25 protein-coding genes are annotated in these 22,875 nt (G+C 72.2%); 10 read left to right on the top strand and 15 right to left on the bottom strand.

Annotated elements, in window-relative coordinates; translation table 11 throughout:
• The 3 genes from ACWGL3_RS04090 to ACWGL3_RS04080 all read right to left on the bottom strand — a co-directional run.
• Positions 1-211, bottom strand: a 211-nt coding sequence (locus ACWGL3_RS04090) for a hypothetical protein (protein ID WP_452460808.1), incomplete at its 3' end; no start/stop codon positions are given.
• A 25-nt stretch (positions 212-236) separates the two neighbouring features.
• A complete protein-coding gene (locus tag ACWGL3_RS04085) occupies positions 237-1,253 on the bottom strand; it encodes a protein kinase (RefSeq protein ID WP_267945024.1) in 1,017 nt (338 codons plus the stop codon).
• A gap of 355 nt (positions 1,254-1,608) precedes the next feature.
• The gene (locus tag ACWGL3_RS04080) at positions 1,609-2,202 is read right to left on the bottom strand and encodes a TetR/AcrR family transcriptional regulator (RefSeq protein WP_267945025.1); all 594 of its coding nucleotides are present in this window, start codon (positions 2,200-2,202) and stop codon (positions 1,609-1,611) included.
• Positions 2,203-2,251: 49 nt separating this feature from the next.
• On the opposite strand from ACWGL3_RS04080, the gene ACWGL3_RS04075 reads away from it, so the two are divergent.
• On the top strand, positions 2,252-2,779 hold the full coding sequence (locus ACWGL3_RS04075) for a nuclear transport factor 2 family protein (protein ID WP_267945026.1): 528 nt from the start codon (positions 2,252-2,254) through the stop codon (positions 2,777-2,779).
• Between the two features lie 21 nt (positions 2,780-2,800).
• Here the strand turns inward: ACWGL3_RS04075 and ACWGL3_RS04070 are convergent, their stop codons facing one another.
• The 5 genes from ACWGL3_RS04070 to ACWGL3_RS04050 all read right to left on the bottom strand — a co-directional run bounded on the left by ACWGL3_RS04070 (position 2,801) and on the right by ACWGL3_RS04050 (position 8,525).
• The gene (locus ACWGL3_RS04070) at positions 2,801-3,472 is read right to left on the bottom strand and encodes a histidine phosphatase family protein (RefSeq protein WP_452460807.1); all 672 of its coding nucleotides are present in this window, start codon (positions 3,470-3,472) and stop codon (positions 2,801-2,803) included.
• 202 nt (positions 3,473-3,674) lie between these two features.
• Positions 3,675-4,346 carry an enoyl-CoA hydratase-related protein gene (locus ACWGL3_RS04065; protein ID WP_267945028.1) on the bottom strand — a complete coding sequence of 224 codons (672 nt, stop codon included), beginning with the start codon at positions 4,344-4,346 and terminating at the stop codon, positions 3,675-3,677.
• A gap of 504 nt (positions 4,347-4,850) precedes the next feature.
• Positions 4,851-5,633, bottom strand: coding sequence for a putative protein N(5)-glutamine methyltransferase (locus ACWGL3_RS04060; RefSeq protein WP_267945029.1), 783 nt, complete (start codon positions 5,631-5,633; stop codon positions 4,851-4,853).
• A gap of 551 nt (positions 5,634-6,184) precedes the next feature.
• Positions 6,185-7,228 (bottom strand): zinc-binding dehydrogenase, encoded by a 1,044-nt coding sequence (locus ACWGL3_RS04055; RefSeq protein WP_452460806.1) that lies wholly within the window; start codon positions 7,226-7,228, stop codon positions 6,185-6,187.
• A gap of 64 nt (positions 7,229-7,292) precedes the next feature.
• Complete coding sequence (locus tag ACWGL3_RS04050) at positions 7,293-8,525, bottom strand: MFS transporter (RefSeq protein WP_452460805.1); 1,233 nt, start codon at positions 8,523-8,525, stop codon at positions 7,293-7,295.
• A 137-nt stretch (positions 8,526-8,662) separates the two neighbouring features.
• Here ACWGL3_RS04050 and ACWGL3_RS04045 point away from each other — a divergent pair, with 137 nt between their 5' ends.
• Both ACWGL3_RS04045 and ACWGL3_RS04040 read left to right on the top strand, forming a co-directional pair.
• Positions 8,663-9,586 carry a helix-turn-helix transcriptional regulator gene (locus ACWGL3_RS04045; RefSeq protein ID WP_267945032.1) on the top strand — a complete coding sequence of 308 codons (924 nt, stop codon included), beginning with the start codon at positions 8,663-8,665 and terminating at the stop codon, positions 9,584-9,586.
• Between the two features lie 263 nt (positions 9,587-9,849).
• Entirely contained in the window at positions 9,850-10,659 is an 810-nt protein-coding gene (locus ACWGL3_RS04040) for an alpha/beta fold hydrolase (RefSeq protein ID WP_267945033.1), read from the top strand.
• A 338-nt stretch (positions 10,660-10,997) separates the two neighbouring features.
• Here the strand turns inward: ACWGL3_RS04040 and ACWGL3_RS04035 are convergent, their stop codons facing one another.
• The 5 genes from ACWGL3_RS04035 to ACWGL3_RS04015 all read right to left on the bottom strand — a co-directional run bounded on the left by ACWGL3_RS04035 (position 10,998) and on the right by ACWGL3_RS04015 (position 15,634).
• Positions 10,998-11,849: an SAM-dependent methyltransferase gene (locus ACWGL3_RS04035; RefSeq protein WP_267945034.1), complete on the bottom strand. Its 852-nt coding sequence runs from the start codon at positions 11,847-11,849 to the stop codon at positions 10,998-11,000.
• A gap of 211 nt (positions 11,850-12,060) precedes the next feature.
• Positions 12,061-12,627: an FG-GAP repeat domain-containing protein gene (locus ACWGL3_RS04030; protein WP_267945035.1), complete on the bottom strand. Its 567-nt coding sequence runs from the start codon at positions 12,625-12,627 to the stop codon at positions 12,061-12,063.
• 294 nt (positions 12,628-12,921) lie between these two features.
• Positions 12,922-13,455: a hypothetical protein gene (locus ACWGL3_RS04025; RefSeq protein WP_267945036.1), complete on the bottom strand. Its 534-nt coding sequence runs from the start codon at positions 13,453-13,455 to the stop codon at positions 12,922-12,924.
• A 267-nt stretch (positions 13,456-13,722) separates the two neighbouring features.
• A complete protein-coding gene (locus tag ACWGL3_RS04020) occupies positions 13,723-14,955 on the bottom strand; it encodes a DUF418 domain-containing protein (RefSeq protein WP_452460804.1) in 1,233 nt (410 codons plus the stop codon).
• A gap of 25 nt (positions 14,956-14,980) precedes the next feature.
• Entirely contained in the window at positions 14,981-15,634 is a 654-nt protein-coding gene (locus tag ACWGL3_RS04015) for a hypothetical protein (protein ID WP_452460803.1), read from the bottom strand.
• A gap of 122 nt (positions 15,635-15,756) precedes the next feature.
• Between ACWGL3_RS04015 and ACWGL3_RS04010 the strand changes: the two genes are divergently transcribed.
• Complete coding sequence (locus ACWGL3_RS04010) at positions 15,757-16,359, top strand: TetR/AcrR family transcriptional regulator (protein WP_452460802.1); 603 nt, start codon at positions 15,757-15,759, stop codon at positions 16,357-16,359.
• A gap of 166 nt (positions 16,360-16,525) precedes the next feature.
• Entirely contained in the window at positions 16,526-17,221 is a 696-nt protein-coding gene (locus ACWGL3_RS04005) for a hypothetical protein (protein ID WP_452460801.1), read from the top strand.
• Positions 17,222-17,354: 133 nt separating this feature from the next.
• On the opposite strand, the gene ACWGL3_RS04000 is transcribed toward ACWGL3_RS04005, so the two are convergent.
• Positions 17,355-17,768, bottom strand: coding sequence for a spore-associated protein A (locus ACWGL3_RS04000; protein ID WP_267945041.1), 414 nt, complete (start codon positions 17,766-17,768; stop codon positions 17,355-17,357).
• A gap of 738 nt (positions 17,769-18,506) precedes the next feature.
• A complete protein-coding gene (locus tag ACWGL3_RS03995; protein WP_452460800.1) occupies positions 18,507-19,379 on the bottom strand; it encodes a ketopantoate reductase family protein in 873 nt (290 codons plus the stop codon).
• Between the two features lie 70 nt (positions 19,380-19,449).
• Between ACWGL3_RS03995 and ACWGL3_RS03990 the strand changes: the two genes are divergently transcribed.
• The 5 genes from ACWGL3_RS03990 to ACWGL3_RS03970 all read left to right on the top strand — a co-directional run bounded on the left by ACWGL3_RS03990 (position 19,450) and on the right by ACWGL3_RS03970 (position 22,776).
• Positions 19,450-20,079 (top strand): TetR/AcrR family transcriptional regulator, encoded by a 630-nt coding sequence (locus ACWGL3_RS03990; protein ID WP_267945043.1) that lies wholly within the window; start codon positions 19,450-19,452, stop codon positions 20,077-20,079.
• A gap of 314 nt (positions 20,080-20,393) precedes the next feature.
• Entirely contained in the window at positions 20,394-20,828 is a 435-nt protein-coding gene (locus ACWGL3_RS03985; RefSeq protein WP_267945044.1) for an SRPBCC domain-containing protein, read from the top strand.
• Positions 20,815-21,177 (top strand): ArsR/SmtB family transcription factor, encoded by a 363-nt coding sequence (locus ACWGL3_RS03980; protein WP_267945045.1) that lies wholly within the window; start codon positions 20,815-20,817, stop codon positions 21,175-21,177. Before ACWGL3_RS03985 ends, ACWGL3_RS03980 begins: the two co-directional genes overlap by 14 nt.
• Positions 21,174-21,563 carry a VOC family protein gene (locus tag ACWGL3_RS03975; protein WP_267945046.1) on the top strand — a complete coding sequence of 130 codons (390 nt, stop codon included), beginning with the start codon at positions 21,174-21,176 and terminating at the stop codon, positions 21,561-21,563. The genes ACWGL3_RS03980 and ACWGL3_RS03975 overlap by 4 nt, the downstream gene beginning before the upstream one ends.
• A gap of 355 nt (positions 21,564-21,918) precedes the next feature.
• Positions 21,919-22,776 carry a maleylpyruvate isomerase family mycothiol-dependent enzyme gene (locus ACWGL3_RS03970; protein ID WP_267945047.1) on the top strand — a complete coding sequence of 286 codons (858 nt, stop codon included), beginning with the start codon at positions 21,919-21,921 and terminating at the stop codon, positions 22,774-22,776.
• Positions 22,777-22,875 lie beyond the last annotated feature (99 nt).

Raw genomic sequence — 22,875 nt, 5'->3', positions numbered from 1 at the left:
GGGCGACGGACGGCGGCGGGACGGGGCGGGAGCGGGCGCCCGCCTGGGAGCCGTCGCCGAGGGTGCCGTTCCCGTGGGCGAGGAAGTCCTCGACGGTCACGGCGCCGACGGGGCCGGTGTCGGACTCGGTCCAGAGGTCCCGGCCGTCGTCGATGTAGCTCTCGGCGAGGGCGTCCGTGCCTGCCTCGGCCGCGAAGTACGGGGCAGGCAAGGCCGGGCGTGGCCGCTACACCGGTTCAGTCCCCATCGCCGCCGTCCATGTCCGGCGGCTGCCAGATGAGGTTCAATCCACCAGGATTCTCCGGCTCGGACGCCGCTACCCGCCTCCGTACCTCCTCCCGGGCACGGGCCCTGAACCCGCCCTCCAGGACTCCGAGGTCGACCTCCAGGGGCATCCACCTCTTCCTGGCCCCGAACCGGAGGGACCGCGCATGGAGCTCCCCCAGTTCGGGACACACGTCTTCCCCCGTGTATCCGAGCAGGACGGCCAGCACCCGGTGCGCGCCGGGCCGACGCGCGGGGTCGTGGACCAGGCAGCTTTCCAGCACCGACGACAGCGGTCGGGACACCCCCTCCAGGTCCGGTCGCCCCGTCACCGCGCGGGCGGCCGTCTCGGGGCATGGCGGCCCGGGGAACGCCGACCTCCCCGTGGCCGCCCGGACCACGGTCGCCGCCCAACCGAAGACGTCGTCGGCGCCGGTGCCCCGACCACCGCCCCGCCGCTCCGGCTCCGGCTGCTGCGGTGTCAGGAGAGATCGGCTGCCGTCGGCGGTGGTCTCCACCGCTCGGGCGACGACACGGTCGACGACGACCGCGCCGTCCGCGCCCACCAGGATGTCCTCCCCGGTGACCCCGTGGTGGACGATGCCCTCGCCGTGCAGGACCGCCAGCGCGGTGGCGGTGTGCACGGCGAACCGGTACAGCTCCCGGTCCGCGAGCAGGTCCCCGCCGGCGATCCGCTCGCTCAGGGGTTCGGCGTGCCCGGCGTCCCGGAAGGCGACCCACGGCGTGTCGGCCCACGGGTCGGCGTCCACCGCCGTCAGCAGGGAGAAGGAGGACACCCGCAGCGACAGCGCCACCGACCGTTCGAGTCGTTCGCGGAACCCGGGTGTGCGCGCCGTTTCGCCCGACACGAGCGTGAGCACATGCGGTGCGCCCCCGGCGTCCACCGCCCGGAAGTGCGCGCCTCGGGGGTCCGCGCCGAGGTCGCCCACGAGCCGGTATCCGTCCACTCTTTCCCCGACGCCCGCCATGTCCCTCCCCTTCACGGATACCGGTGAGAGTCCCGCGCGGGCAGGGAGGTTCGCACCGGCCTTCCGCCGGGGCGAGCCACTCCCGCAGCCGTCCTCGCCCACAGGTGCGTGGCCGGACGGTGCACCACCTGACCGTGTCCGATCCGCACCCCGGCGGCGCCGGCCGACTCCTCACGGCGGCGCAGGGCCGCGGCCAGGTACTCGGGTGCGGACGCGGCGGCGGTGGTTCCGGTCCGGTCGGTCATGACACCGGCCCTGCGCAGGAGTACCCACCGACGGGCAGGCTGCGGTGTCCCGGCCGGGACGCCGTGCCGCCGGGGACCGAACCGCAGCGGTGACCGGGTTCGTCGGCTTCTCAGGCGCGTGCGTCGGTGTTCCCGGCGCCGGCCCGGATGGAGTCGATCATCATGCGCACGAGCTGGTCCCCGTTGATCTTCCACTTCTCCTTCGCCAGGTGGCCGCTGAGCTCCAGCCCGGCAATGCCGTGCGCGCTCGACATCAGCAGGGCGCCGTAGCTGAGTGAGTCCGCTTCGCCGACCACGTCGGCGACGATGGCGAGGAACGCGTTCTCCAGGCGGCTCGCGGCCTCGACGGCCTCCGGGTCGTCCGCCGGGGTGCTGAACATCAGTGCGTACAGGTGCGGTTGGCGTCGGCCGACCCCGATGAGCTCCAGCACGGCGTGCTCGAGCCGTTCGCCGGGGGTCGTGTCCGGTGCGGCCCTCAGCTGTTCCACCTTGTCCGCCAGGGAGTTCCAGGCGTCGATGGCGAGCCTGGTCAGCAGGTGCTCCTTGTTCTCGAAGTGCCCGTAGGGTGCGCCGCGGGAGACCCCGGCGCGGGCCCCCACACCCCGGAGCGTCACCGCGTCGGGTCCCCCCTCGTCGAGCAGTTCGGATGCGGCGCGCACGAGGGCGCTGCGGGTCGCCGCGGCTGCTTCGGTTCGCGTCACCATGGGGCACATTCTACTTGACAGCGTCACATCAAGACCCCACAGTGTTCGCATGACACAGTCACACGAATTGCCCGTCGATGAGAACCGCCTGCGCCGTCTGCTGGACCGCGCCGAGATCAGCGACGTCCAGCTCCGCTACGCCACGGGAACCGACTCCCGTGACTGGGAGCTGTTCCGGAGCTGCTTCACCGACGAGGTCGAGGTCGACTTCAGTGACGGCTTCGGCCAACCAGTCGTCCGCCTCAAGGCCGACGACTGGGTCAGGGGGACCGCACCGAGGATGGAGTCGTTCAAGGCGACGCAGCACATGATCACGAACCACGTGATCACCTTCGACGACGACGATCACGCCACAGGCGTGGCCTACGTCCGAGCCGGTCACCACCTGCCGAACAGCACCGGCGACAGCGAGCAGACCGTCTACGGGTACTACACGAACCGGTTCGAACGGACCCCGGCCGGCTGGCGGATCTCCAAGGTCAAGCTGACGGCCCTGTGGATGACCGGGAACTTCGGCGTCTTCCAGGCGGCCCTCACCCCGGAGGCCGAGCCCGCGCGAGCCCACTCGGGCAGCTGACGGGCGGCTCCGGGAAGTCGCTCAGGCCTCGACGCCGTCCACGGCCTCGCCGGCAGGACCGCTCTCCGCTCCGGGAACACTGCTGTCGGGACCGACGGTCTTGCCCATCCACGTCTGCGCGCGCCACCCTTCGGCGGGGGTACCGGAGAGGACGACGACGCCGGTGTTCTCCAGTACGTGGGCCGACGCGAACGCGACGTCGACGTTCTCGGCGCGGGCCGCCACCCACATGCGGATGACGGCGCCGTGGCTGACCATGGCCACCGTCCGCGCCCCGGTGTCCGCGGCCTCCTCGACCACGGCGTCGAAGCGCCGGAGGGCCTCGACCCCGTTCTCCCCGCCAGGCATGCGGAGCCCGGTCTCCCCCGCGGACCAGGCGAAGGCGGTGCTCAGGTACGTCTCGGCGGCGAGCTCGTCACCCCGCATCTCCAGGTCGCCGGCGATCAGTTCCCGGATGCCGTCCCGCACCCGGACCTCGAGCCCCGTGTCGGCCGCCAGCGGTGCGGCGGTGAGCTGGGTGCGGATCAGCGTGGAGGCGTAGAGGGCGTCGATCTCCTCGCCCGCCAGCACTCCGGGAAGTGCCGCCGCCTGCTGCTGGCCCAGCGGGGTCAGCCCCGGACCTGGTTCTGCCGTGTCCAGGAGGTGCTTGAGGTTGGACGGGGTCTGGCCGTGGCGGACGAGCAGCAAGCGCATGTGAACGGATCGGTCTCCAGAGAGGGCGGTCGTGGTGGTCCCACTCTGGCATCCGTGCGACAGACCCGTGTCGGCGGGTTCCGGCAACCCGCCCTGGGCCCGGGGTGCGGGGTCGGTGGGGCGGGGCGCGGCCGTGCGCTGCCGCCTCGGCCCCGGGTCCGTACTGCGCGGTCCCGGGGCCGGGCGCGGACCCCCTGCGGCATCAGCCGAGGGGGGCGTCCTCGTCCCGCAGCACGTCCAGGACGGGGGCGTACATGCGGGACTTGATGGTGCCCATGGTGGCGGCGTCCTTGGCGGCCAGGGAGCGGGCCAGTTCGACGGCGGTGGGGCGCACGTCCTGCTCGGACACGGCCCGGTCCACGATGCCGGCCGCCTCGGCGTCGTTGCCGCCGTAGCGGCGGGCGGTCAGCATGGCCTCGTGCGCGGTCTGCGGCGCCAGACGCGCCTGGATGAGCGCCGACATGCCCGGGGTGAAGGGGATGTTGATGTCGGCCTCGGGCAGGCACCAGAAGCCGCGGTCGGCGCGCATCACGCGCAGGTCGTGGGCGAGGGAGAACATGGCGCCGGCGGCGAAGGTGTGGCCCTGCAGGGCCGCCACCGTGGGCATCGGCAGGGCCAGCATGCGCGCGAACAGGTGGTGGACGTCGGCGACGTAGCCCTCGTGGTGGTCGGCATTGGCCATCAGCCAGTCCAGGTCCAGGCCGTTGGAGTAGAACTTCCCGGTGGCGGCGGTGACCAGGGCACGGGGTCCCTGGACCTGCTCGGCCTCGTCCAGGGCGGCGTTGACCGAGGCGATCCAGTCCGGGTGGAAGCGGTTCTCGCCGTCGCCCAGGTCGAGAACGAGGACCTCGTCGTGGCGTTCGAGTGTGGGCATGGTGCTCCTTGTCGTGGTGGCGGACGGTGTCAGGGGCGGGACTGCCCCTCACCGGTGGCCCGGTGCGGGTGCGGAACGCGGGTCGGCGGGTCGTGGTCTTCCTCGCCGGAGGCTCGGAGCGGCGCGGTGCCGCGCCCGGCACGGCGCACGACCGCTGTGCCCTCGGTTGCGGCGAAGGCGGCCGGGCGTTCGCTGCGCGGCACGGGCAGCCCGCGGCTCCGGGACAGTGCGGCTCTGTGCACCGTCGCCTCGCGACCGCGGCTCCTTCCCGGCCCCATGTGCCGCCTTTCCGGACGTAGGGCTCCCCCGCTGGTGGGTATGCGCCGCACCCGGGAAGCTACCGGCAAGTAACTTATGACGGACAGCATAGAGCAGACAAGTTCACCCCGAGGCCGCGGAACCCGCGGACGCGGCCCCGCCGGGGCGGCCGGGAGGAGCGCCCGCCCGGAGTGCCCCGTCCGGCTCCCGCCGGGAACCGGGCGGGGCAGGGGCCCGGGCCCCCGGTCACGGACGGCGGCCCACGATGACGGAACTGTCCGCGTCATCGCAGGTCACGACGTCGGCGATCAGGCCGCCCCGGATGAAGGCGGACAGCGCCGGGGGCGCCTGGCCGGGGTGGGTCTGCACCAGCAGGCAGCCGCCGGGGGCCAGCCAGGGACGGGCCTGCGCGGCGATGCGGCGCACGACGTCGAGCCCGTCGGAGCCGCCGTCCAGCGAGATCCGCGACTCGTACTCGCGGGCCTCGGAGGGCAGCAGGGCGATCTCTCGGGTGGGGACGTAGGGGGCGTTGGCGACCAGCACGTCCACGCGGCCGTACAGGGAGCGGGGCAGGGGCGCGAACAGGTCGCCCCGGTGAACGTGCCCGCCCAGGGGGGCGAGGTTGCGGCGGGCGCAGCGGACGCTGGCGGTGTCGATGTCCGCGGCGTGCAGCTCCACACCCCCGCGTTCGCTCGCCAGGGCGGCGCCCAGGGCGCCGGTGCCGCAGCACAGGTCCACGAGAACGGCGCCGGGGCGGGTGAGGGCGAGGGCCTGTTCGACGTGGAACTCGCTGCGCGGGCGGGGGACGAACACGCCGGGTTCCACGACCAGGCGCAGGCCGCGGAAACGGGCCCAGCCCAGGACGTGTTCGAGCGGGGAGCCGGTGACGCGCCGGTCGACCAGGCGTGTGAGTTCGTCGGGGGTGCGCGCGGCGGCGGCGATCAGCGCCGCCTCCTCCTCCGCGAACACGCATCCCGCCCGGCGCAGGCGGGCGACGGTCTCGGAAGGTGTCGGGAGCGGCTGTGGCAAGTGGTGCTGGGAGAACTGCGGAGGCAAGGGAGCCTTTCGGGGTGCCCGGGGGCGCTCCCGCGCTCACCTACGCCGTGCGAGGTGGGTGACCGCGGGGTGGAAGCGCCCGTCCTGCTGCTGCGGTGATCGGTCCCACCTCCTCGGTCGTGGTGTGCGGGGCGACATTACACCACGGGGCGCCGGCCGGGTCAGACGGCCGGGGCCGGCGGTCGCGTGTCGGCCCCGTCGCCGGTGAACGGCCCGGGGCCCGAGGGAACGACACCTGCGCGCGACACCTCCGGGGGTCACCACGGAATCCGGCTGTGGCCCCCGTTGGCGGCGCCGGTTCGTCAGGGCGCCGGTTCGTCCTGTTCGCGGCCCCGGGTTCGTGGCCGTGCCGCACGAGTCCTTCTCCGCGGAGCAGAGCGCCCGCTCCCCCGACGAGCTGTCGGTGGCCGACTCGAACGCTGCTTCCGGGCCCTCGCCGGCGCTCACCGCCGGAAGCGGTGCGGGGGCGCGGAGGAAGCCGGGTCCGCCCGCTACGGCCGTGGGCGGACCCGGCGCACTCCGCGTCAGGGCCTGATGAGGACCTTCAGGCTCGTGCGGTCGTCCATGTCCTTGTAGCCGGCGGGCACGCCGTCCAGGTCGGTGGTGGCGTCGAAGACCCTGCCCGGCTCGATGGTCCCGTCCAGGATGTCGGGCAGCAGCTCCTCGATGTGGGCGCGTACCGGCGCGGGCCCGCCCGCCAGGCGGATGTTGTGCCGGAACAGGCTCGCGAAGCCGATCGGCGCCTGCTCGTACTGCGGGACGCCCACACGGCTGATCACGCCGCCGGGGCGCACCACACCGAGCGCCTGCTCGTAGGCGGGCATGTGTCCGACCGCTTCGAGGACGGCGTGCGAGCCGTGGCCGCCGGTGAGTTCGCGGACCCTGGCGATGCCCTCCTCGCCGCGCTCGGCGACGACGTCGGTGGCGCCGAACTCCCGGCCCAGGTCGGTGCGGTCGGTGTGGCGGCCCATGAGGACGATCTGCTCGGCCCCCAGGCGCTTGGCCGAGAGCACCGCCATCAGGCCCACCGCGCCGTCACCTATCACGGTGACGCGCTGACCGGGGGCCACGCCTGCGGCCCTGGCGGCGTGGTGGCCGGTGCCCAGCACGTCGGCCAGGGTGAGCAGCGAAGGGATCAGGGCCGAGTCGGGCGCGACCGGCAGCTTCACCAGGGTGCCGTCGGCCAGCGGCACACGGACCGCCTCGGCCTGGCCGCCTTCGTCGGGGATGCCGTCCCAGAAGCCGGCCTCGTGGTGGGAGCAGGAGGTCTGCAGGTTCTCCCGGCAGAACTCGCACACGTCGTCGGAGACGGCGAACGGTGAGACGACCAGGTCGCCCCTGGTGAGCGTGGCCACGTCCGGGCCGACCTCCTCGACGACGCCGATCAGTTCGTGCCCCATCCGGGCGGGGCCCTCGGCTGAGGCCATGGAGCGGTAGGGGTGCAGGTCGCTGCCGCAGACACAGGACGCGGTGATGCGGACCAGGGCGTCGGTGGGGTGTTGGATCCGGGAGTCGGGCACGTTCTCGACGCGGACGTCCCCGGCTCGGTACATGAGGGTGGCGCGCATGGTCGCTCTCTCTTTCGGTGGTGCTCTTGGTCGGGAACCGCCGGGTGCGGCGGAGGTGTGCGGGTCAGGAGAGGGCGTTCGCGGCCTCGGGGCCCGCCGCCGTGTCACGGCGGCGCCGGATCACGGCCAGTGCGGTCGCGGGGATGAGTGTCAGTGCGGCGATGGCCGTTCCGACGACGAGGGGGCCCGTGGTGCCCAGGCCGGTGCCGAGGGCGATGCCGCCGATCCAGGAGGCGGCCGCGGTGCCGAAGTTGAAGGCCGCGACGCTGAGGGAGGACCCCAGGGTGTGCGCGTGGGCGGCGTAGCGGACCGCCAGCGAGATCAGCACCGGGTTCGCGCCGAGGCCGAACAGCCCGAGCAGGACGAGGAGGATCGTCGTCGGGACCGGCGCGCTGGCGACGAGGCAGAGCGTCAACAGGATCAGTGCGGTCGCCGACGGCGCGACGATCGTCACCGTGTGCGGGCGGGTGTCGCCGAGACGGCCGCCCAGGACGGACCCGAGGAGTGAGCCGACGCCGAAGCCGGCGAGTACCAGTGGAACGAGGCCCGAGGGGATGCCCGTCTGCCCGGTGAGCAGCGGGGCGACGTAGGAGTACGCGGCCAGGACACCGCCGGTCGTGGCCGCGCAGGCCGCCAACGCCAGCCACAGTCGTCCGGAGCGCAGAGCGGTCAGCTCCGAGCGGATCGACATCGACCGGTGCCCGCCGTCGCGGGGAACGTGGCGGGCGATCACGGGCATCGCCACGACCGCGAGGACCGCCAGCGCCCAGAACGTGCCGCGCCAGCCGACGAGCTGTCCGGCGAACGCGCCGAGCGGAACGCCCAGGACGGTCGCGAGCATCCCTCCGGCATTGACGACGCCCACGGCCCGCGAGCCCGCTCCCGGGCCGGCGACGCGGGTGGCGACCACCGCGGCCACGGCCCAGAACGCACCGGTCGCCAGCGCTGTGAGGAAGCGTGCGGCGAGCAGCACCCCGAAGTCGGAGCCGACGGCGACGATCACGTGCCCGAGGGCGAACACTCCCAGGGCGAGCACGAGCGTCACCCGCTGCGGCATCCGCAGGGTCAGCATCGCCATGAGCGGTGCGCCCACGATCATGCCTGCCGCGAAAACCGTGATGAGCATTCCCGCCCGGGCGACGCTCACCCGCACGTCGGCGGCGATGTCGGGCAGGATCCCGGCCACGACGAACTCCGTCGTGAGCATCAGGAACGTTCCCAGCGCCAGGGCGTAGACGACGAAGGGGAGACGGGACGAACGGCTCTTATGGGAAACCCGTGCGGCTTCGTCGTGCATGGCGAACCTCGTGTCGTGGTGGTGCCTTCGCTGTCACCACCCACTTCACCGGCCTCCGCCGACGCGGAGAAGGTTGCGTTTGTGGGGGTACAACCTCAACCCCCCTGAGGCGCTCACCTGCGCCTATCGTGGACGGCATGGACAATCGCGCGGACATCAGGGGCTTCCTCGCCAGTCGACGGGCCAAGTTGTCCCCGGAACAGGTCGGGCTTCCCCCCGGTACCCGCCGCCGTGTCCCCGGACTGCGTCGCGAGGAGGTCGCCGTCCTGGCCGGTGTGAGCATCGAGTGGTACACCCGTCTGGAGAAGGGCCACATCGCGGGTGTGTCCGAAGAGGTGCTCGACGCTGTCGCCCACGCGCTGCGCCTCGACGACGAGGAGCGCACCCACCTGTTCGACCTGGCCCGCGCCGCACGTCCGGCCCACCGCAGGGCGACCCGCCGCCGCGAGGTCGCCCTCGCGCCGCCCGTGCAGTGGATGCTGGACTCCATCACGATGTCGGCGGCGTTCGTGCGCAACGGCCGACTCGACGTGGTCGCGACGAACGCCCTCGCCAGGGCCCTGCACGCGCCGATGTTCGCCAGCCCGACGACGGCCGCCCACGGGCGGGCCAACTTCGCCCGCTACCACTTCCTCGACCCGGCCTCCCGTGACTTCTTCGCGGACTGGCAGGCGGGGGCCGCGATGACCGTGGCGCTGCTGCACGCCGAGGCCGGACGCGAACCCCACGACCGGGCGCTGCGTGAACTCATCGGTGAGCTGTCGACCCTCAGCGACGACTTCTGTTCCCTGTGGGCCTCGCACGACGTGCGCATCCGCCACGACGGCGTCAAACGCCTCCACCACCCGCAGGCGGGCGATCTGGAGCTGACCTTCCGGTCCCTGGACCTGCCGACCTCGCCGCGGGCCGTGCACGACCTCTCGCTCTACACCGCCGAACCGGGGACCCCGCACGAGGAGCGGCTCAAGCTCCTCGCGAGCTGGTCCGCGCCCCGCACGGCCTCCAGGCGGGAGGACCGGGATCCGCTGACCGCTCCCGAGACCGGGTCGGGCCGGAACTGACGCCCGGGAGGTCCTCGGGGCGGGTCGAGCTTCCGAAGTCCTTCGTTCGCGGAAGCGGACCGCCGGTGGGCTTCCGGGAACACACGGACCGAGCGGCCGCACCGCACCACTGCCCTGCCCGGCGTCCGGGCCCGCCGCCGACCGAGGGGCGGCCACGTCCGGTGGTGGTCCTCCTCGCCACCTTCCGGCGCACGGGGTTCCCCGCACACCCGAGGAAGTCAACTGGAGTTGACCACTGACGTGAGTCAACATAGGTTGACTCCATGGCGGACGACAAGGGTTTCAAAAGCAACGGCGCACCGACGCCGATCACCGTCGACGTGGGCGGGCACGCGCTGTGCGCGCGCATCGTCGGCGAGGGCCCCACGGTGGTCCTGGAGAGCGGAGGCTCCGGCCAGGGCGTGGGCACCTGGGGCCGGGACCTGGAACGGAGGCTGGCCGAGCGGGCCACCGTGGTGACCTACGACCGGGCCGGCGTCGGCCGGTCCGGCGGAACACAGGCCGCCACCGTCACCGAGGCGGCCGACGGCCTGCACCGGCTCGTGCACGCCCTGGGCCTGGAACTGCCCGCGGTGTTCCTCGGCTGGTCCTACGGCGGGCTCGTCACCCAGGTCCACGCGGCCCGCCACCCCGAGGACGTGTCAGGGCTGGTGTTCGTGGACCCGACCGCCGCCGGAACCCCTCCGGGCTCGGGCCCGGTACGCCGCCTGTCGTTCGGTGCGGTGTCGCGGCTGCTGCGCCTGCGTGCCGCGTTCGGCGGCCGGAACGCACAGGAGCTGCGCGAGCTGGCGACCATCCTGGCAGGGATGCCGCAGGCCATGGAGGAGACCGCCCGGGTGCGGCGGGAGGTCGGGCTGCCGCCGGTACCCGTGCGCGTCGTGACGGCGGGCAGACGTCCGCGTATGCCCCGGGCGCACCTGGAGCACCTGAACGCCGACCACCTCGCCCTGGCCGCGCAGTCCCCGCAGGGCCGGGTGGTCGTCGCCGAGCGGGCCGGCCACCAGATCCCCTACGAGCAGCCCGAGGCGGTCCTCCAGGCGCTCGACGAGGTGCTGGAGGCGACGCGGGCCTGACACGCCGTCCGGTGGGAGGCGGTTCCCTGCCGGGTGAGCCGGAAAGGGACCGCGGTGCAACGCTCTCGCTGCTCGGAGGGCAGGCCGATCCGGCCGTGCGGAGCGGACCGGCGGACCGGCGCCGTCTGCCTTGGTAGAGCCCAGCTCCGGGGGACGAGAGGTTCCCCGGCAGGCCGTATGTGTTTCGGCTCCGGGGGGGGCGCTCGCGCCGCCTTCGTCCCCGGCCCGCCCCGGGAAGACCGCAGAGGGCGCGTCGGGCCCCACCCGGAACCTCCACCGGGGCCCGACACCCGCGGGCCCTACCGCCAGAGCCCGGACCCGGTCCTCCCCCTGAACGATCAGTCCGACAGGCGGGCCACCACGGCGAACTGCCCCGAAGCCGGATCGTAGGGGGCGCCCGCCAGGTCGCCGTGCACCTCAGCGACTCCGAACCCGCTGTCGGCCAGCTCGGCGGCGAGCGTGTCGGGCGTGAAGTAGCGGACCCAGTTGCAGAAGACCCTCGTGTCGTCCGCTGTGACGATGTCGTAGCGGTCCAGGCCCACCCGCTCGTCGTCGTACCGGAAGGTGTGCCGGAAGCCGTGGTAGGGCCGGTCCGCCCAGAACCCGCCCATGAGGTCGGGGGCGTAGACGGCCCCCTCGCGGACCGGGTCCAGTGCCGGTTCGGCGTCCACGTCGAACAGGAAGACGCCTCCGTTGGCGAGGTGTCGGCGGACCACCCCGAGCAGCCGGGAACGGCCCTCGGGCGCCATCGCACAGTAGTCGCGCATCACCATCACGATCAGGTCGAAGCGCTCCCCCAGGTGCAGGGACAGGTAGTCGCGGCACAGGTGGTGGGCGTCCAGGCCCTCCGCCCGCGCGGTCTTCTCGGCGTGGTCGACGGAGAGCCGGGCGAAGTCCACCCCCAGCGCGTGCGCGCTGGCGCGCGCCAGACGGGTGGTGTACAACCCCGGGCCGCAGCCGAGGTCGGCCACGCGGGAACCGGCCCCCAGGCCGAAGTGCCCGACCATCCAGTCCGTGGCGCGGTCGACGAACTCGGCCCGGTGGGAGGCGGCCCCGACCTCGGGGGCGAGGTGGTTGGCGAGCATGCGCTCGGAGATGTGCGGGTCGGTCCACAGGTCCGCGGTGGTGACGAGGGCGTAGGGAGCGGGGCGCTCGGCCATGGCGGACAGGGCGGTGAAGAGGGAGTTCACGGGGTTCCTCCTGGTACGTGTGGGACCACCGGCGGGGACGCCCGAGGCGACTCACCCGGGCCCGGCGGTGGAGAAGAGCTGCGCACACGTTCAGGAGGACATGCCGGTCATCGTACCCAGCGGCCGATCCCCGCCGGCACCGGTCGATACTCGCCCGGCCCGGTGGCGAGGCCGGCGCCACAGGCCGGGTCAGCTGGTGAGCGCGCCCGGGTCAGGCATCGCAGGCCGGGTGGAACCGGTCCGAGGCCGAGGGGGGAAGATGTTCTTCGGGTCCTGCCCTGGGAAGGTTGTAGCCGGGGGCGTCGACGTCGGAGAAGCGTTCGTCCTGGTCGCTCAGCCCGTCCTCGCCACCGCCCAGCAGGGCGCCCGTCCCGTACACGCCGTCCCCCTCGTAGCGGTAGGACGCGAGGTCGGGGTGCTCGTCGTCGTCGAAGTCGACCACGCGCAGGCCGAACGTGGTCCCCAGGTCCAGTTCGTGGGTGCGCTGTCCGGTTCCCCGGTCCGAGAAGGGGCCCAGGCGCAGTTCGGCCACCCTGGAGGGGACCGGGTCGTCTCCTCCGACGGGGGCGGTGGCCGCGATCGCCAGGTCGAGCCACCCGTCGCCGTCGAAGTCGGCCACCGCCGCCATGACCTCCTCACCTGCTTCACGTGAGCTTCCGAGCAGGACGCCCGTGGTCCGCGGTTCCGCGAACCCGGATTCCTCGCCGAAGGCGATGGCCAGGTCGCTGCCTATGCCCCCGGTGCCGGAGATGCGGTCGGGGTGGCCGTCGTTGTCCACATCGGCGATCAGCCGGCCGTTGATATCCGAACACGGTGGGAAGGCGCTGGGCCCGGACGGCTCGAGCGGTGCCGGACGGAGGCAGCCGGTGAGTGCCAGCCCCAGGCCGGCTGCCACCCAGAGTCCTCGGTGCCGTCGGCTGGTGATCATCTCGTGTGCCCGTCCTCGGTGGGGTGTCGGCCAGAAAAGAAGAGTGTCACCGAGTGCGGGGCCACCCGCAAACCGCGCAGCCCCGGAGCGGACATCCGTGCCGGGGCCGCGCGCCGAGCGCAGCCGGCCGCTCGCCGGGGACTGTCAGGGTGCCGGCATGAGGCCGAGGGCGGCCAGCAGCGCCGGGACGGCCAGCAGGACAAGACCCAGCACGGCAGGTGCGCCGAGCACCCCGAGGACGGCGAAGCCCTTCCGGAGGCCGTTCCGCCGTGAGTGGGAGACCGCCAGGATCCCGAAACCGGCCGCGGCCAGCAGGAAGAGGAGCACGTAGCCGACACCGGCGGCGTCGATCTGGTCGACCCCGCCCGCCAGGCCGGAAACCATGCCGACCACCTGTACGACGCTGCCCGTGGCGTACAGGCCGAGCGTCGCGAAAACCGCCCACACCGCCACGGCCAGGAGAGCCGGGGGAACGAACGTCGGGCGTTTGGCGACCGACAGCAGCGCCACGGCAGCCCCCAGTGCCTTCAGCCCGACGACGAGCCAGTTCATCACGGTGATCGCGGAGCTGTAGTCGGCGTAGGCGCCGTCGGAGAAACGGTCGGTGATCTCGAAGACGACGTTGAAGACGGCGAACCCGACGCACCACAGGGCCATCAGCAGGCCGATCGCGGTCACGGCAGTGCCGGGTGGTGGAGGGACAGGGGAACGATCGGTTGTGGACGCAGTGGAGGAGGTCATTGCAGAAGCCAACACGGATCCCGTCGTCGACGCCTCCCCCGCGGGAGGGAGAACCACAGACCGCCCTCACGCCTCCGGGGGAACCACAGCCCTGCGGCGCGGTCGAGGACCGCGCCTCCGGGTACACCGACGCGTCCTCCGTCGGCGCGTGGCTGTCCCCGGGCCGCCGGGATCCCGAGGGAGGACCCCGACGGCCGACCTGCCTCAGCCCCGGGACCGTACCGGGCGATAGGTCAGCTTGCGCAGCAGTACCTCCGCCGGGCCCCGTCGGCCCGACCGCTCCAGCACGGCCGCCCCGGCCACGGTCGCCGCCCAGGTGACCACCGCCAGCAAGGAAACCGACCAGCTCGACAGGTGCGTGCCCAGGCCCAGTCCCCAGGCGGCCAGCACCGGTCCCCACACCAGCGACTGCGCCAGGTACCCGCTCATCGAGCGTCGCCCCAGGGCCCCGATCCACCGCACCGGCCGTGCCGTGGCCGCCGCACGCCCGCTCAACCGGTGCGCCACCAGACCGAACAGCGCCGCGTACCCGACCCCGGTGAAGATCCCGGCGACGAAGTGCACCCCCGTCAGCACCGACACCGGGCCGAACTCAAGAGACGTGGTGTGCTGGAGGGCCAGAACCGCGCCGGTGGTCCACCCCGCGGCGATGCCCCACAGCGCCAGCCGTCGCAGCAGCACCAGGTGCCGCCCCGGCTCGTCCAGCAGCCGGTGCCGCGCTGCCAGTACCCCCATGAGGAAAGCCGCCGGCAGCGCGGACTGCGCGATGCCGGTGATCGTCTGGACCACCCACACCGGGAGCCGCACGGCCGCCGAGACCGCATAGGACGGCTCGGCGATGCTGGCCCGCTGCACCTCGGCCGCCACCGCGCCGCCGGCATCGGTCGTGGCCAGCGCGCCCGCCAGGCTGACCAGCGCGGCCAGCCCCAGCAGAACCCCGATCCAGACCTTGAGCGTGCGGTCCGAGCGGTGGAAGAACAGCGGCACCATGACCAGGCCGATCAGCCCGTACATGCCGATGATGTCGCCCTGCCAGAGCAGCAGCGCGTGCACCGCCCCGAACACGATCATCCACAGGTGGCGTCGGCGCAGCAGTCTCCGCGTCTGAACGGCGCCGGCGCCCTTGGCCGTCTGGCGCGCGTACATCTGTCCGATGCCGTAGGCGAACAGGAACCCGAACATCGTGTAGACCCGGGCGTCCACCACGATCAGTGTGAAGGCCTGGGCGATCCTGTCGGCCGCACCCCCCTCCACCGGGTGCACCCCGACCGTGCCCGCCTGCGCGGTGTACAGGAAGTAGGGCACGTGGGCCAGGGCGATCAGCAGCAGCATCATGCCCCGGGCCAGGTCGGGAGCCAGGGACCGCTCCGACAGCGGCGTCGGGCGCACGGGGCCGGTGGACGGCGTCGGGGGGCGATCGGGGTCGCGGATGGTCACGGGTGTCCTTTCGATGGGGAGAGCGTCAGTTGGCCGCACCGTCGAGCAGCCAGGAGTAGCGCAGCCGGAGCGCGCGCTCGGCGCTGCCCAGGACGGCGCCGGCGCCGAGCGCGATGTCGAGCCAGAGCGGCAGTCGGACGGGGGAGGCGAAGGCGCCGACGGCCTCCTGGACCGGGGGGATCTGTGAGACCGGTTCGATGATCTGGAGGAGGTTCAGGCCGACGCCGACGATGAGCAGGACCACCGAGACGGCCCCGATCCAGCGGCTCAGGGCCGGGTGCTCGCGGTCCAGGCGGGCGCGGCGCCCCTCGCCGGACCGGGGGTCGGGGGTGAGCCGGTGCTCCGCGCCGTCGTCGGTGACGTAGTGGCAGCGCTTGAGCCCGAAGCCGCTCGTGGCGACCTCGATGCGGCCTCCGGGGACGGGGAAGGACACGGGGGTCTTGGACCGGTCGCTGTGTCGGCCGTCGAGGTACAGGTGCGCCCTGACCACTCCGTCCTCGGGCTCGCCCTGGTGCCGGACGTCGATCGTGTACTCGGCCTCGCGGCCGTCGTCGCCGGTGAGGCGCAGGTGGAACAGGGAGCGTCCGAACAGCTGCCACCAGCGGAAGCGCCGCAGTGCGTGTCCGTCCCCCTCCCTCAGGCGCCGTGCCGCCAGGCGGTTCCGCCACTGGCCGAGCATGCCCCTCCCCCGCCTTCCCGCGTCCCGGCGCCATCCCCCACCAATACACTGTGTTGGTGCCGTCGACAGACTAACACAGTGTATTAGTACGGTGTATTGGCAAAATGGGCGAAGGAGGTCCGATGACTGAGACGACCAGCGCGAAGACGAGTTCTCGCGACAAGATCCTGATTGCGGCCGCGGCGATGCTGGGCGAGGATCCGACGGCACGGCTGAGCGTGCGGGCGGTCGCCGCCAGGGCCGGGGTGAGTACCGGCTCCCTGCGGCACCACTTCCCGACGCAGCACGCCCTGCAGGACGCGGTGCTCGCGGGGATCTACGAGACGGTGTTCCCCGGCGACCCCATCCACGACACGGCGCTGCCCGCACGGGACCGGCTGGTCGCCTGCATGCGACAGCTCCTCGCACCCGCAGAGACCGGCGAGGAGGCGAGGAAGACCTGGGCCACGATGTACGAGACGTACTTCGCCTGCGAGCCGACCGAGGAGGCACGGCAGGCCTACCTGGGCATCGAACGCCAGATGCGGCACCGCGTGGAGCACTGGCTGTCGGTCCTGGTCGACGAGGGGGTGCTGCCCCGCGGTGACAACGCACCACGCGCGAGGTTCCTGCTCACCGTCGTCAACGGCCTGACGTTGGAGCGGGCGCTTCCGAGCACGGAGGCCCTGCTCGCGTCGGAGACCGCGACCCTCTTCACCGCCGCCGACAGCGTTCTGCGCGACTGAGGACCATGCGCCGTGCGTCACGTGAGCCGCCCGCCCGTGAGCGTGGACCGCTGAGGACGGCCCCGGCACGGGGTGGGCCGGTGTCCTGATCCGGCCACCGCCGTCAGTCGTCGGCGGGATGGGACCGGGTAAGGAGCGGACCACCGTCACTCCGCGGAGGGCCGCTATGCCTGTGATGTTGCTGATCGTGGCCGGGTGCGCGCTCGCGTCCGCCTGGCTGCTGTGGGTCGTGGTCGGCTCCTACAGCAAGATGGTCAGCGCCTCCGAGGAGAAGCGCCTCAAGGACCGCGACGACACACTCACGCAGGTGGCGGCGGCGTCCTCCGGCGGCAGCGCGGCCATGACCCTGATCCTGCTCGCGCACGCGCAGCCGGAGAGCACCGGCACGAAGGGCTTCCTGGCGATACTGGCCGTGTACGTGCTCGTCTGCGCCGGGTGCGTCTGGGCGACCGACCACCTGGACGGGGCCCGCCACCGGAACCGCATCCGCGACCTCCTGACCATTGCGATGTGGGCTGCCGCCGGGGCCGCGTTCCTGGCCCTGGTCGGGGCCCTCACCCATCCAGGCGCCCGGGAGGTGGTCGGCGACGTGGTCGGCGCGGTCGGCGCGTTTCTCGAGGGCCTGCTGACCCTGGTGGCCATAGTCGTGACGATCGTCGTGACACTCGGGTTCATGGTCCTCGTGGGCGGGGAGGACCAGAACACTCCTCGGCGACCCAAGGGGATGAGCAGGCAGGTGTGGAACCGGCAGCAGCGGGAGTGGCGGGAGTACAAGCGCAAGTACGGCATCGACCGCAGCGGCGGCGCGGGCTACAGCGGCGGCTCCGGTGACGGGGGCGACGGAGGAGACGGCGGGGACTGATCGCCGTCCCGCCCGCCGATATCTCCCCCTTCGAGCGCACCGTCGGAGGCACAGCCCCCAGGAGAGGATCTGCCGGTGGAGCCGAGAACTGCCCCGACACCACATCAGGGAGAACGGGCCCGCACCGCGCGCCTCAGTTGCAGGGGAGGGAGATCGGGTTGACCTCGTTGCCGTCGATGGAGCCTCCCCATTGCATGCAGGAACCACGCCCGTACACGTACACCGGTCCGGCGTAGCTGATGTACACGCCCATGTCCTGCTGGAGTGAGGGCGGGTCTCCGGCCCTGCGCAGCCACACGTCCATGCGGACGGAGGGGCCCGGGTTGTTCCGGATGGTGACCGCGCAGTTGTAGCCGTTGGAGTTGTTGTAGGTCAGGAAGACCGTGCCCAGGTTGTTCGGCACCTGAGCGGCGTTGACGACGCCGTAGCCCGCCCCGCAGGCACCGTTGTAGCCGGCCGCGGAGGCCGGGGCTGCGGTGAAGGCTCCACTCGCGACGAGCGCGAGCGTCGCGACGGCGGTGGCGAGGCTCTTCTTGAGCAATCGCACGAATAAGATCCGTTCATCCAGGGGGTGAGGACGCTCGAAAGCGTAGGGAGTTTCTCCCTTCTGCAACAGTGTGTGACCATTTGCGGTCATGAGGTGAGCAACCGCGGCCCGGAGAAAGCAGGGACCACCCGCCACCGAGGCATCCTGCACCTATTCACAGAACGCCTGTCCCACAGGCGTTCTCGGGCACACGAGCGACCAGGCGGTTGTCGACCAGGGGGTAAGGGGCCTCCGTCCGAGGTTCGGTGGACCGCGCGAATTTTCGCCCTGTTCCCTCCTCATCGCCCCAACGCGGACACTTTATGGCTGGAGCGCATCACCTGGGAGAACTGGAGCCGCGTTAGCGCCCGCCGCCGGGAGCGCGAAGCTCTACCCGATGCCTCCGCCCCAGAGTCGACGGTGTACGGGATCAACGGGCAGGCGCGGCGCTGCCCGAACCAGAGGTGAGGGAACACCCGAGCAGGAACCCTCGCCACCTCAACGCCCCCTCCTGGAGCAGAAGGGGTGTCACCTGATCGCTTCCGGTGGGATCCACGTGCATTCCGACCGCACGAAGAAGAGCATGACCGGCGGTCAGAACCGTTTGATATCTGGACGAACCACCCTGGATCGCTGGACCACTCCGCCCAGCTGGATCGGTCTACCTTCTGACCCGAGGACCGTTGCCCCATCGCCCCTTTCCATCGCACTCGGTTCACTCTCCGCCCACGTGGGATCCGGCCGAGAAGACGCGGCCGCCTACCGGTCTTTCGCATGGGCGCGGATCTGTTCGGCCAGCCGCGCGAGTTCGGCCGCCGTCGCGGGTGAGGCGTTGCTGAGTCCGCTGTACACGGCCGCCGGGCTTCGCAGGAAGCGCCGCAGCACGACCACGAGCAGTCCTTCCGGCAGGGACCGCAACGCAGAGAACCCGCGAGGGACCGGCGGCGTCGGCATGGCGGCCAGGTTCTGCCGTATGAGGCGGAGCATGCCGCGGACCGCCTCCGGATCGTCGGCCAGCGCCGCCGGGCCGCCCGCCGCGTACACCGCCTGCTCGAGCGGCATCGCGAACGCGGCATGCGTCTTGAGCCAGGCGTCCATCCTCGGCTCGGCCCTGGCGTTGATCCCGGCGGTGCGGAACGTCCGCACGATCCGTTCGAGTCGCGGGGTGGTCCGGCCGTCGGGTTCACCGATCGGCATCGCCACCCGGCGGGTGATGAAGCTGTCCGCGCGGTGGCGGACCACGTCGCCGTCCATCATGCCGCCGTCCGTGCCGAAGCCGAGCAGCACCCGCTCGTGGCCGATCACCGAGCCCAGCGGCTCCGGGCCGCCCGCCCAGTTGTGCAGGAACAGCACGTCGCCTTCGAGACCGGCGAGCGACCCCAGCACCGCGTCCACCTGATGGGCGCGGACCAGGACCGCGGTCAGGTCGTACCCGCCGTCCGGGTGCTCGACCACGGGCACCGGTACCCGCCTGACGGCCGGGCTGTCCTCCTCGGCGAGCTGCACGCCGTGTCGGCGCAGGGCGGCCAGGCGCTCGCCCCGGGCCAGGAGCGCGACGTCGTGCCCCGCCTCATGCAGACGGACGGCGAACAGGCTGCCGAGAACCCCGGCGCCGTACACGAGCAGTTTCATGGCGATCTTCTCCGTATGCTCATTTCAATCAAACGTTCGTTTGAATCAAACGTCTGTAGTGTACGCAGACATGGCGTCACCTGACACCCGCACCCAGCTCCTCGACGCGGCCGAACACCTCTTCGCCGAACGCGGTTACCGCGGCACCTCGGTCCGCGCGATCACCGACCTCGCCGGAGCGAACCTGGCCGCCGTCGGATACCACTTCGGGTCGAAGGCGGAACTCATGTCCGCGGTCGCCCGCCGGGTGGTCGAGCCCATCAACGCCGCACAGTGCGCCGGGCTCGACCGGCTGCTCGCCAGGACTCCCGACCCTGCGGTCGCCGATCTGGTGGAGGCCTTCACGGGGCCGCTGTTCGACGAGATGCAGGCCGGCGACGAGGGCGGCGCCCGGACATCCCGGCTGATCGTGACGATCCTCGGCGACCCGGCCGAGGAGGTGCGCAGCTGGACCGGCCCGGCCGAGGACACGGTCCGCGAGCGCTACCTGGCGGCCTTCGGGCGCGCACTGCCCGACCTTTCCCCCGAGGAACTGCGGTTCCGGATGCGGGGGATCCTCGCCGTGACGGCCGTGGACCGCGTCGAGGTCTACCAGCAGAGCTCCCCGACCTGCCCGTCCCCGGTAGCGGGCGAGGCAGCCCGGCACTGGGCGATCACTTTCCTGACCGCGGCGCTGAGCGCACCACCGACGAGGACCTGACACCCCGGAACGGCCGCGGCCGATCGCCGCCATCGGGAGCGCTCCGGGGTGGCGGGGATTGCCGCGGCCGTTGGCGGCAGACCCCGCCGATGGCCACGGACCGACCACGACGTCCCCGTGCAACGTGGCCTTGCGCGGGGGCTGCCTTGTGCCCGAACCAGCCGACCTGGGTTGCCGACCTGCCAATAAGGGTCACTAAGCGAGGGCCGGAAACCGCCCCTGCGGGCGACGAGTCCCCTGCGTCGACACCTGTATCGCAACCTATTGGTTGTGATAAGTTGCATGGCAACCGAAGTGTTGCAATGGAGGTTGCGGTGTCCATCCCCGACAGCATCGAGCGTGTGCTCGAACTCGCCCATCCACCCGAGAAAGTATGGGCAGCATTGACCACCGCCGAAGGACTCGGCGGCTGGTTCGGCTCCCGCGCGGAAATCAACGACCTGCGCCCCGGTGGCGAGGCACGCGTGTGGTGGAACCAGCAGGACGGGCACACCCTCGCGATCCAGGTCGTCGAGCCGCCCCGCCGGTTCGCCTACACGTGGGCGATCGACGGACTGCCGACGGGTGACCCGCGCCGGACCCGGGTCGAGTTCACATTGGAGTCCACCGGCACGGGCACGCGGTTGACGGTGCGTGAGACCGGCTTCGCCCGGATGCCGGAGGACCTGGCCATCGCCTACGAGGACCACACCACGGGCTGGCGTACGGAGCTGACCGAGTTGGCCGAGTATCTCGATGCCGCGTCCTGACCCTGAGACCGATACCGAGTCAACCGCCCAGGCGGTCTTCACCGCACTGGCCGACCCGACGCGGCGCGGCATCCTCGCCGAACTCGCCGCGCGCGGCCCGGCGACGGCGACCGATCTGGCCGAGCGGCTCCCCATCTCACGCCAGGCGATCGCTAAACACCTCGCCCTGCTGTCCGATGCCGGGCTGGTCCGAGCGGAGACCGGGGAACGGCGCCGGATCCGCTTCCGGTTGCAGACCAGGCCGGTCGCCGTTGCCCAGTCGTTTCTCGCCGCGATGGCGCGCGACTGGGACGGACACCTGGGTGCACTGCGCGACCACCTCGACGACCACAGAAGGAATGGGACATGACCCCGACGTTTAGCGGCGGCCACAACATCGCCATGAAGCTGCCCAAGGCCCAGTTCGACCGCACCATCGCCTTCTATCGCGACATTTTGGGGATGGAGGTCACCGATGAGAGCAGCGAGGCCGTCGCGAACGGCGTTGCCCGGAGCGCATCAGTGCGGTTCGGTCCGGTCAAGCTGTGGTTCGACCGCGTCGATAACTACGCGCGAGCCGACCTGTGGCTGGAGCTGTTCACCGACGATGTCGGCCTCGCGACCCGACACCTGGCCGCGCACGGTATCGCGGTCCAAGACGAACTGGAACCGCTCCCCTCCGGCCTGGATGCCCACTGGATCAGCAGCCCGGTGGGCATCCCGCACATCGTCCGGCTCTCCGACGAGGTGCAGTAGGGGGTCGAGGAAGGAGCCCTTGCCCTAGGTGCCGTAGGCCATTACCGCTCCTCAGGCTGGAGCCTCTTCAACCGAAACCGGCCATCTGCGCTGCGGCGGGCGAGCACACTCATCACGTGCGAGGTTTAGGTAAATCGGACACCGGCACGGCGCCACCTCGCTCCTCCTCCGGCCGCCCCAGGCGTGCGAGACCCGTGCTCTGGAAGGGCTCACCACCGACCGGTGAGCGGCCGAAGGGCCACCGCCACCCCCGTCGTGATCCTCACCGGCCCCATCGGGACCCGACGTCTCCCGGGGCAGCGCGAAGGCGGGATATCCGATGGAGGAACGGCCCTGCGCGTGACAGGCTACGGCCATGACCTCCCAGCCCAGCGGCCTGCCGGACCACTCCTGGCTCGGCGCCCCGATCGACGCCCGCCCCCTCTTCGCCCCTGAGCACACCGCGCTGATGGCCACGCTGCGGGGGCTGGCACCCGCCGACTGGCGTGAGGAGGCGGTGCCGGGATGGACCGTGCGCGATCTCGCCGCGCACCTTCTCGGCGACTGCTACGGACGGCTCGCCCGCGGTCGCGACGGCCACCCGGAGGGGCCCTCCTTCGCCGCGGGCGAGACGCTGGAGGCGTTCATCCACCGCATCAACCAGGAATGGGTGGACGCCCACCGCCGGGTGAGCCCGGCCGCGCTCACGGACACCCTGGGGCTGATCGGCCAGCAGGTCGTCCGCTTCTTCGAGACGGCGGACCCGGACGCTCCGTCGACGGGGGTGTCCTGGGCCGGTGCCGACCCGGCGCCCCTGTGGCTGGACAGCGCCCGCGATCTCACCGAGTTCTGGACCCACCGCCAGCAGATCCGCCACGCCGCCGGCCAGGAGACCGACCCCGACCCCAGGTCCCTGGCGCTGGTCCTGGACACCTTCATGCGGGCCCTGCCCCACACCCTGCGCGAGGTCGACGCACCGGTGGGAACGCAGGTCCGGGTGAGCGTCGAAGGCCCGGCCGGCGGCCTCTGGACCGCCACGGCCACCGGGGACCGCTGGTCCCTGGCCGAGCCCGGCGTCCGGCACCCGGACTCGACCCTCCGCCTGGACGCCGAGACCGCCTGGCGGCTCTGCACCCGCGGCATCGAGCCGGGCACCGCCCTGGCCCGCGCCCGCGTCGAGGGCGACCCCCACCTGGCCGGGGCCGCCTGCCGGATCGTCTCCATCATCCACTGACGCCCCGGCCCCCGCCAGGAGGCGGTGATCCGATACCGGCAGGACCTGGCCCGCGCCGGTGACGGCCGCCCGTGGTCGATGCCCTCCCCACCGCCCCGG

The sequence above is a fragment of the Nocardiopsis sp. NPDC055824 genome (assembly GCF_053616335.1).
Note: the sequence above shows the minus strand (reverse complement) of the source record. Positions and strands in the feature narration are given on the sequence as shown.

Bases quoted from the DNA above. Each gene is read 5' to 3' on its own strand.
- ACWGL3_RS04085 (WP_267945024.1), bottom strand. From the start codon at position 1,253: ATGGCGGGCGTCGGGGAAAGAGTGGACGGATACCGGCTCGTGGGCGAC.
- ACWGL3_RS04080 (WP_267945025.1), bottom strand. From the start codon at position 2,202: ATGGTGACGCGAACCGAAGCAGCCGCGGCGACCCGCAGCGCCCTCGTG.
- ACWGL3_RS04075 (WP_267945026.1), top strand. From the start codon at position 2,252: ATGACACAGTCACACGAATTGCCCGTCGATGAGAACCGCCTGCGCCGT.
- ACWGL3_RS04070 (WP_452460807.1), bottom strand. From the start codon at position 3,472: ATGCGCTTGCTGCTCGTCCGCCACGGCCAGACCCCGTCCAACCTCAAG.
- ACWGL3_RS04065 (WP_267945028.1), bottom strand. From the start codon at position 4,346: ATGCCCACACTCGAACGCCACGACGAGGTCCTCGTTCTCGACCTGGGC.
- ACWGL3_RS04055 (WP_452460806.1), bottom strand. From the start codon at position 7,228: ATGCGCGCCACCCTCATGTACCGAGCCGGGGACGTCCGCGTCGAGAAC.
- ACWGL3_RS04050 (WP_452460805.1), bottom strand. From the start codon at position 8,525: ATGCACGACGAAGCCGCACGGGTTTCCCATAAGAGCCGTTCGTCCCGT.
- ACWGL3_RS04045 (WP_267945032.1), top strand. From the start codon at position 8,663: ATGGACAATCGCGCGGACATCAGGGGCTTCCTCGCCAGTCGACGGGCC.
- ACWGL3_RS04040 (WP_267945033.1), top strand. From the start codon at position 9,850: ATGGCGGACGACAAGGGTTTCAAAAGCAACGGCGCACCGACGCCGATC.
- ACWGL3_RS04015 (WP_452460803.1), bottom strand. From the start codon at position 15,634: ATGCTCGGCCAGTGGCGGAACCGCCTGGCGGCACGGCGCCTGAGGGAG.
- ACWGL3_RS04010 (WP_452460802.1), top strand. From the start codon at position 15,757: ATGACTGAGACGACCAGCGCGAAGACGAGTTCTCGCGACAAGATCCTG.
- ACWGL3_RS04005 (WP_452460801.1), top strand. From the start codon at position 16,526: ATGCCTGTGATGTTGCTGATCGTGGCCGGGTGCGCGCTCGCGTCCGCC.
- ACWGL3_RS03995 (WP_452460800.1), bottom strand. From the start codon at position 19,379: ATGAAACTGCTCGTGTACGGCGCCGGGGTTCTCGGCAGCCTGTTCGCC.
- ACWGL3_RS03990 (WP_267945043.1), top strand. From the start codon at position 19,450: ATGGCGTCACCTGACACCCGCACCCAGCTCCTCGACGCGGCCGAACAC.
- ACWGL3_RS03980 (WP_267945045.1), top strand. From the start codon at position 20,815: ATGCCGCGTCCTGACCCTGAGACCGATACCGAGTCAACCGCCCAGGCG.
- ACWGL3_RS03975 (WP_267945046.1), top strand. From the start codon at position 21,174: ATGACCCCGACGTTTAGCGGCGGCCACAACATCGCCATGAAGCTGCCC.
- ACWGL3_RS03970 (WP_267945047.1), top strand. From the start codon at position 21,919: ATGACCTCCCAGCCCAGCGGCCTGCCGGACCACTCCTGGCTCGGCGCC.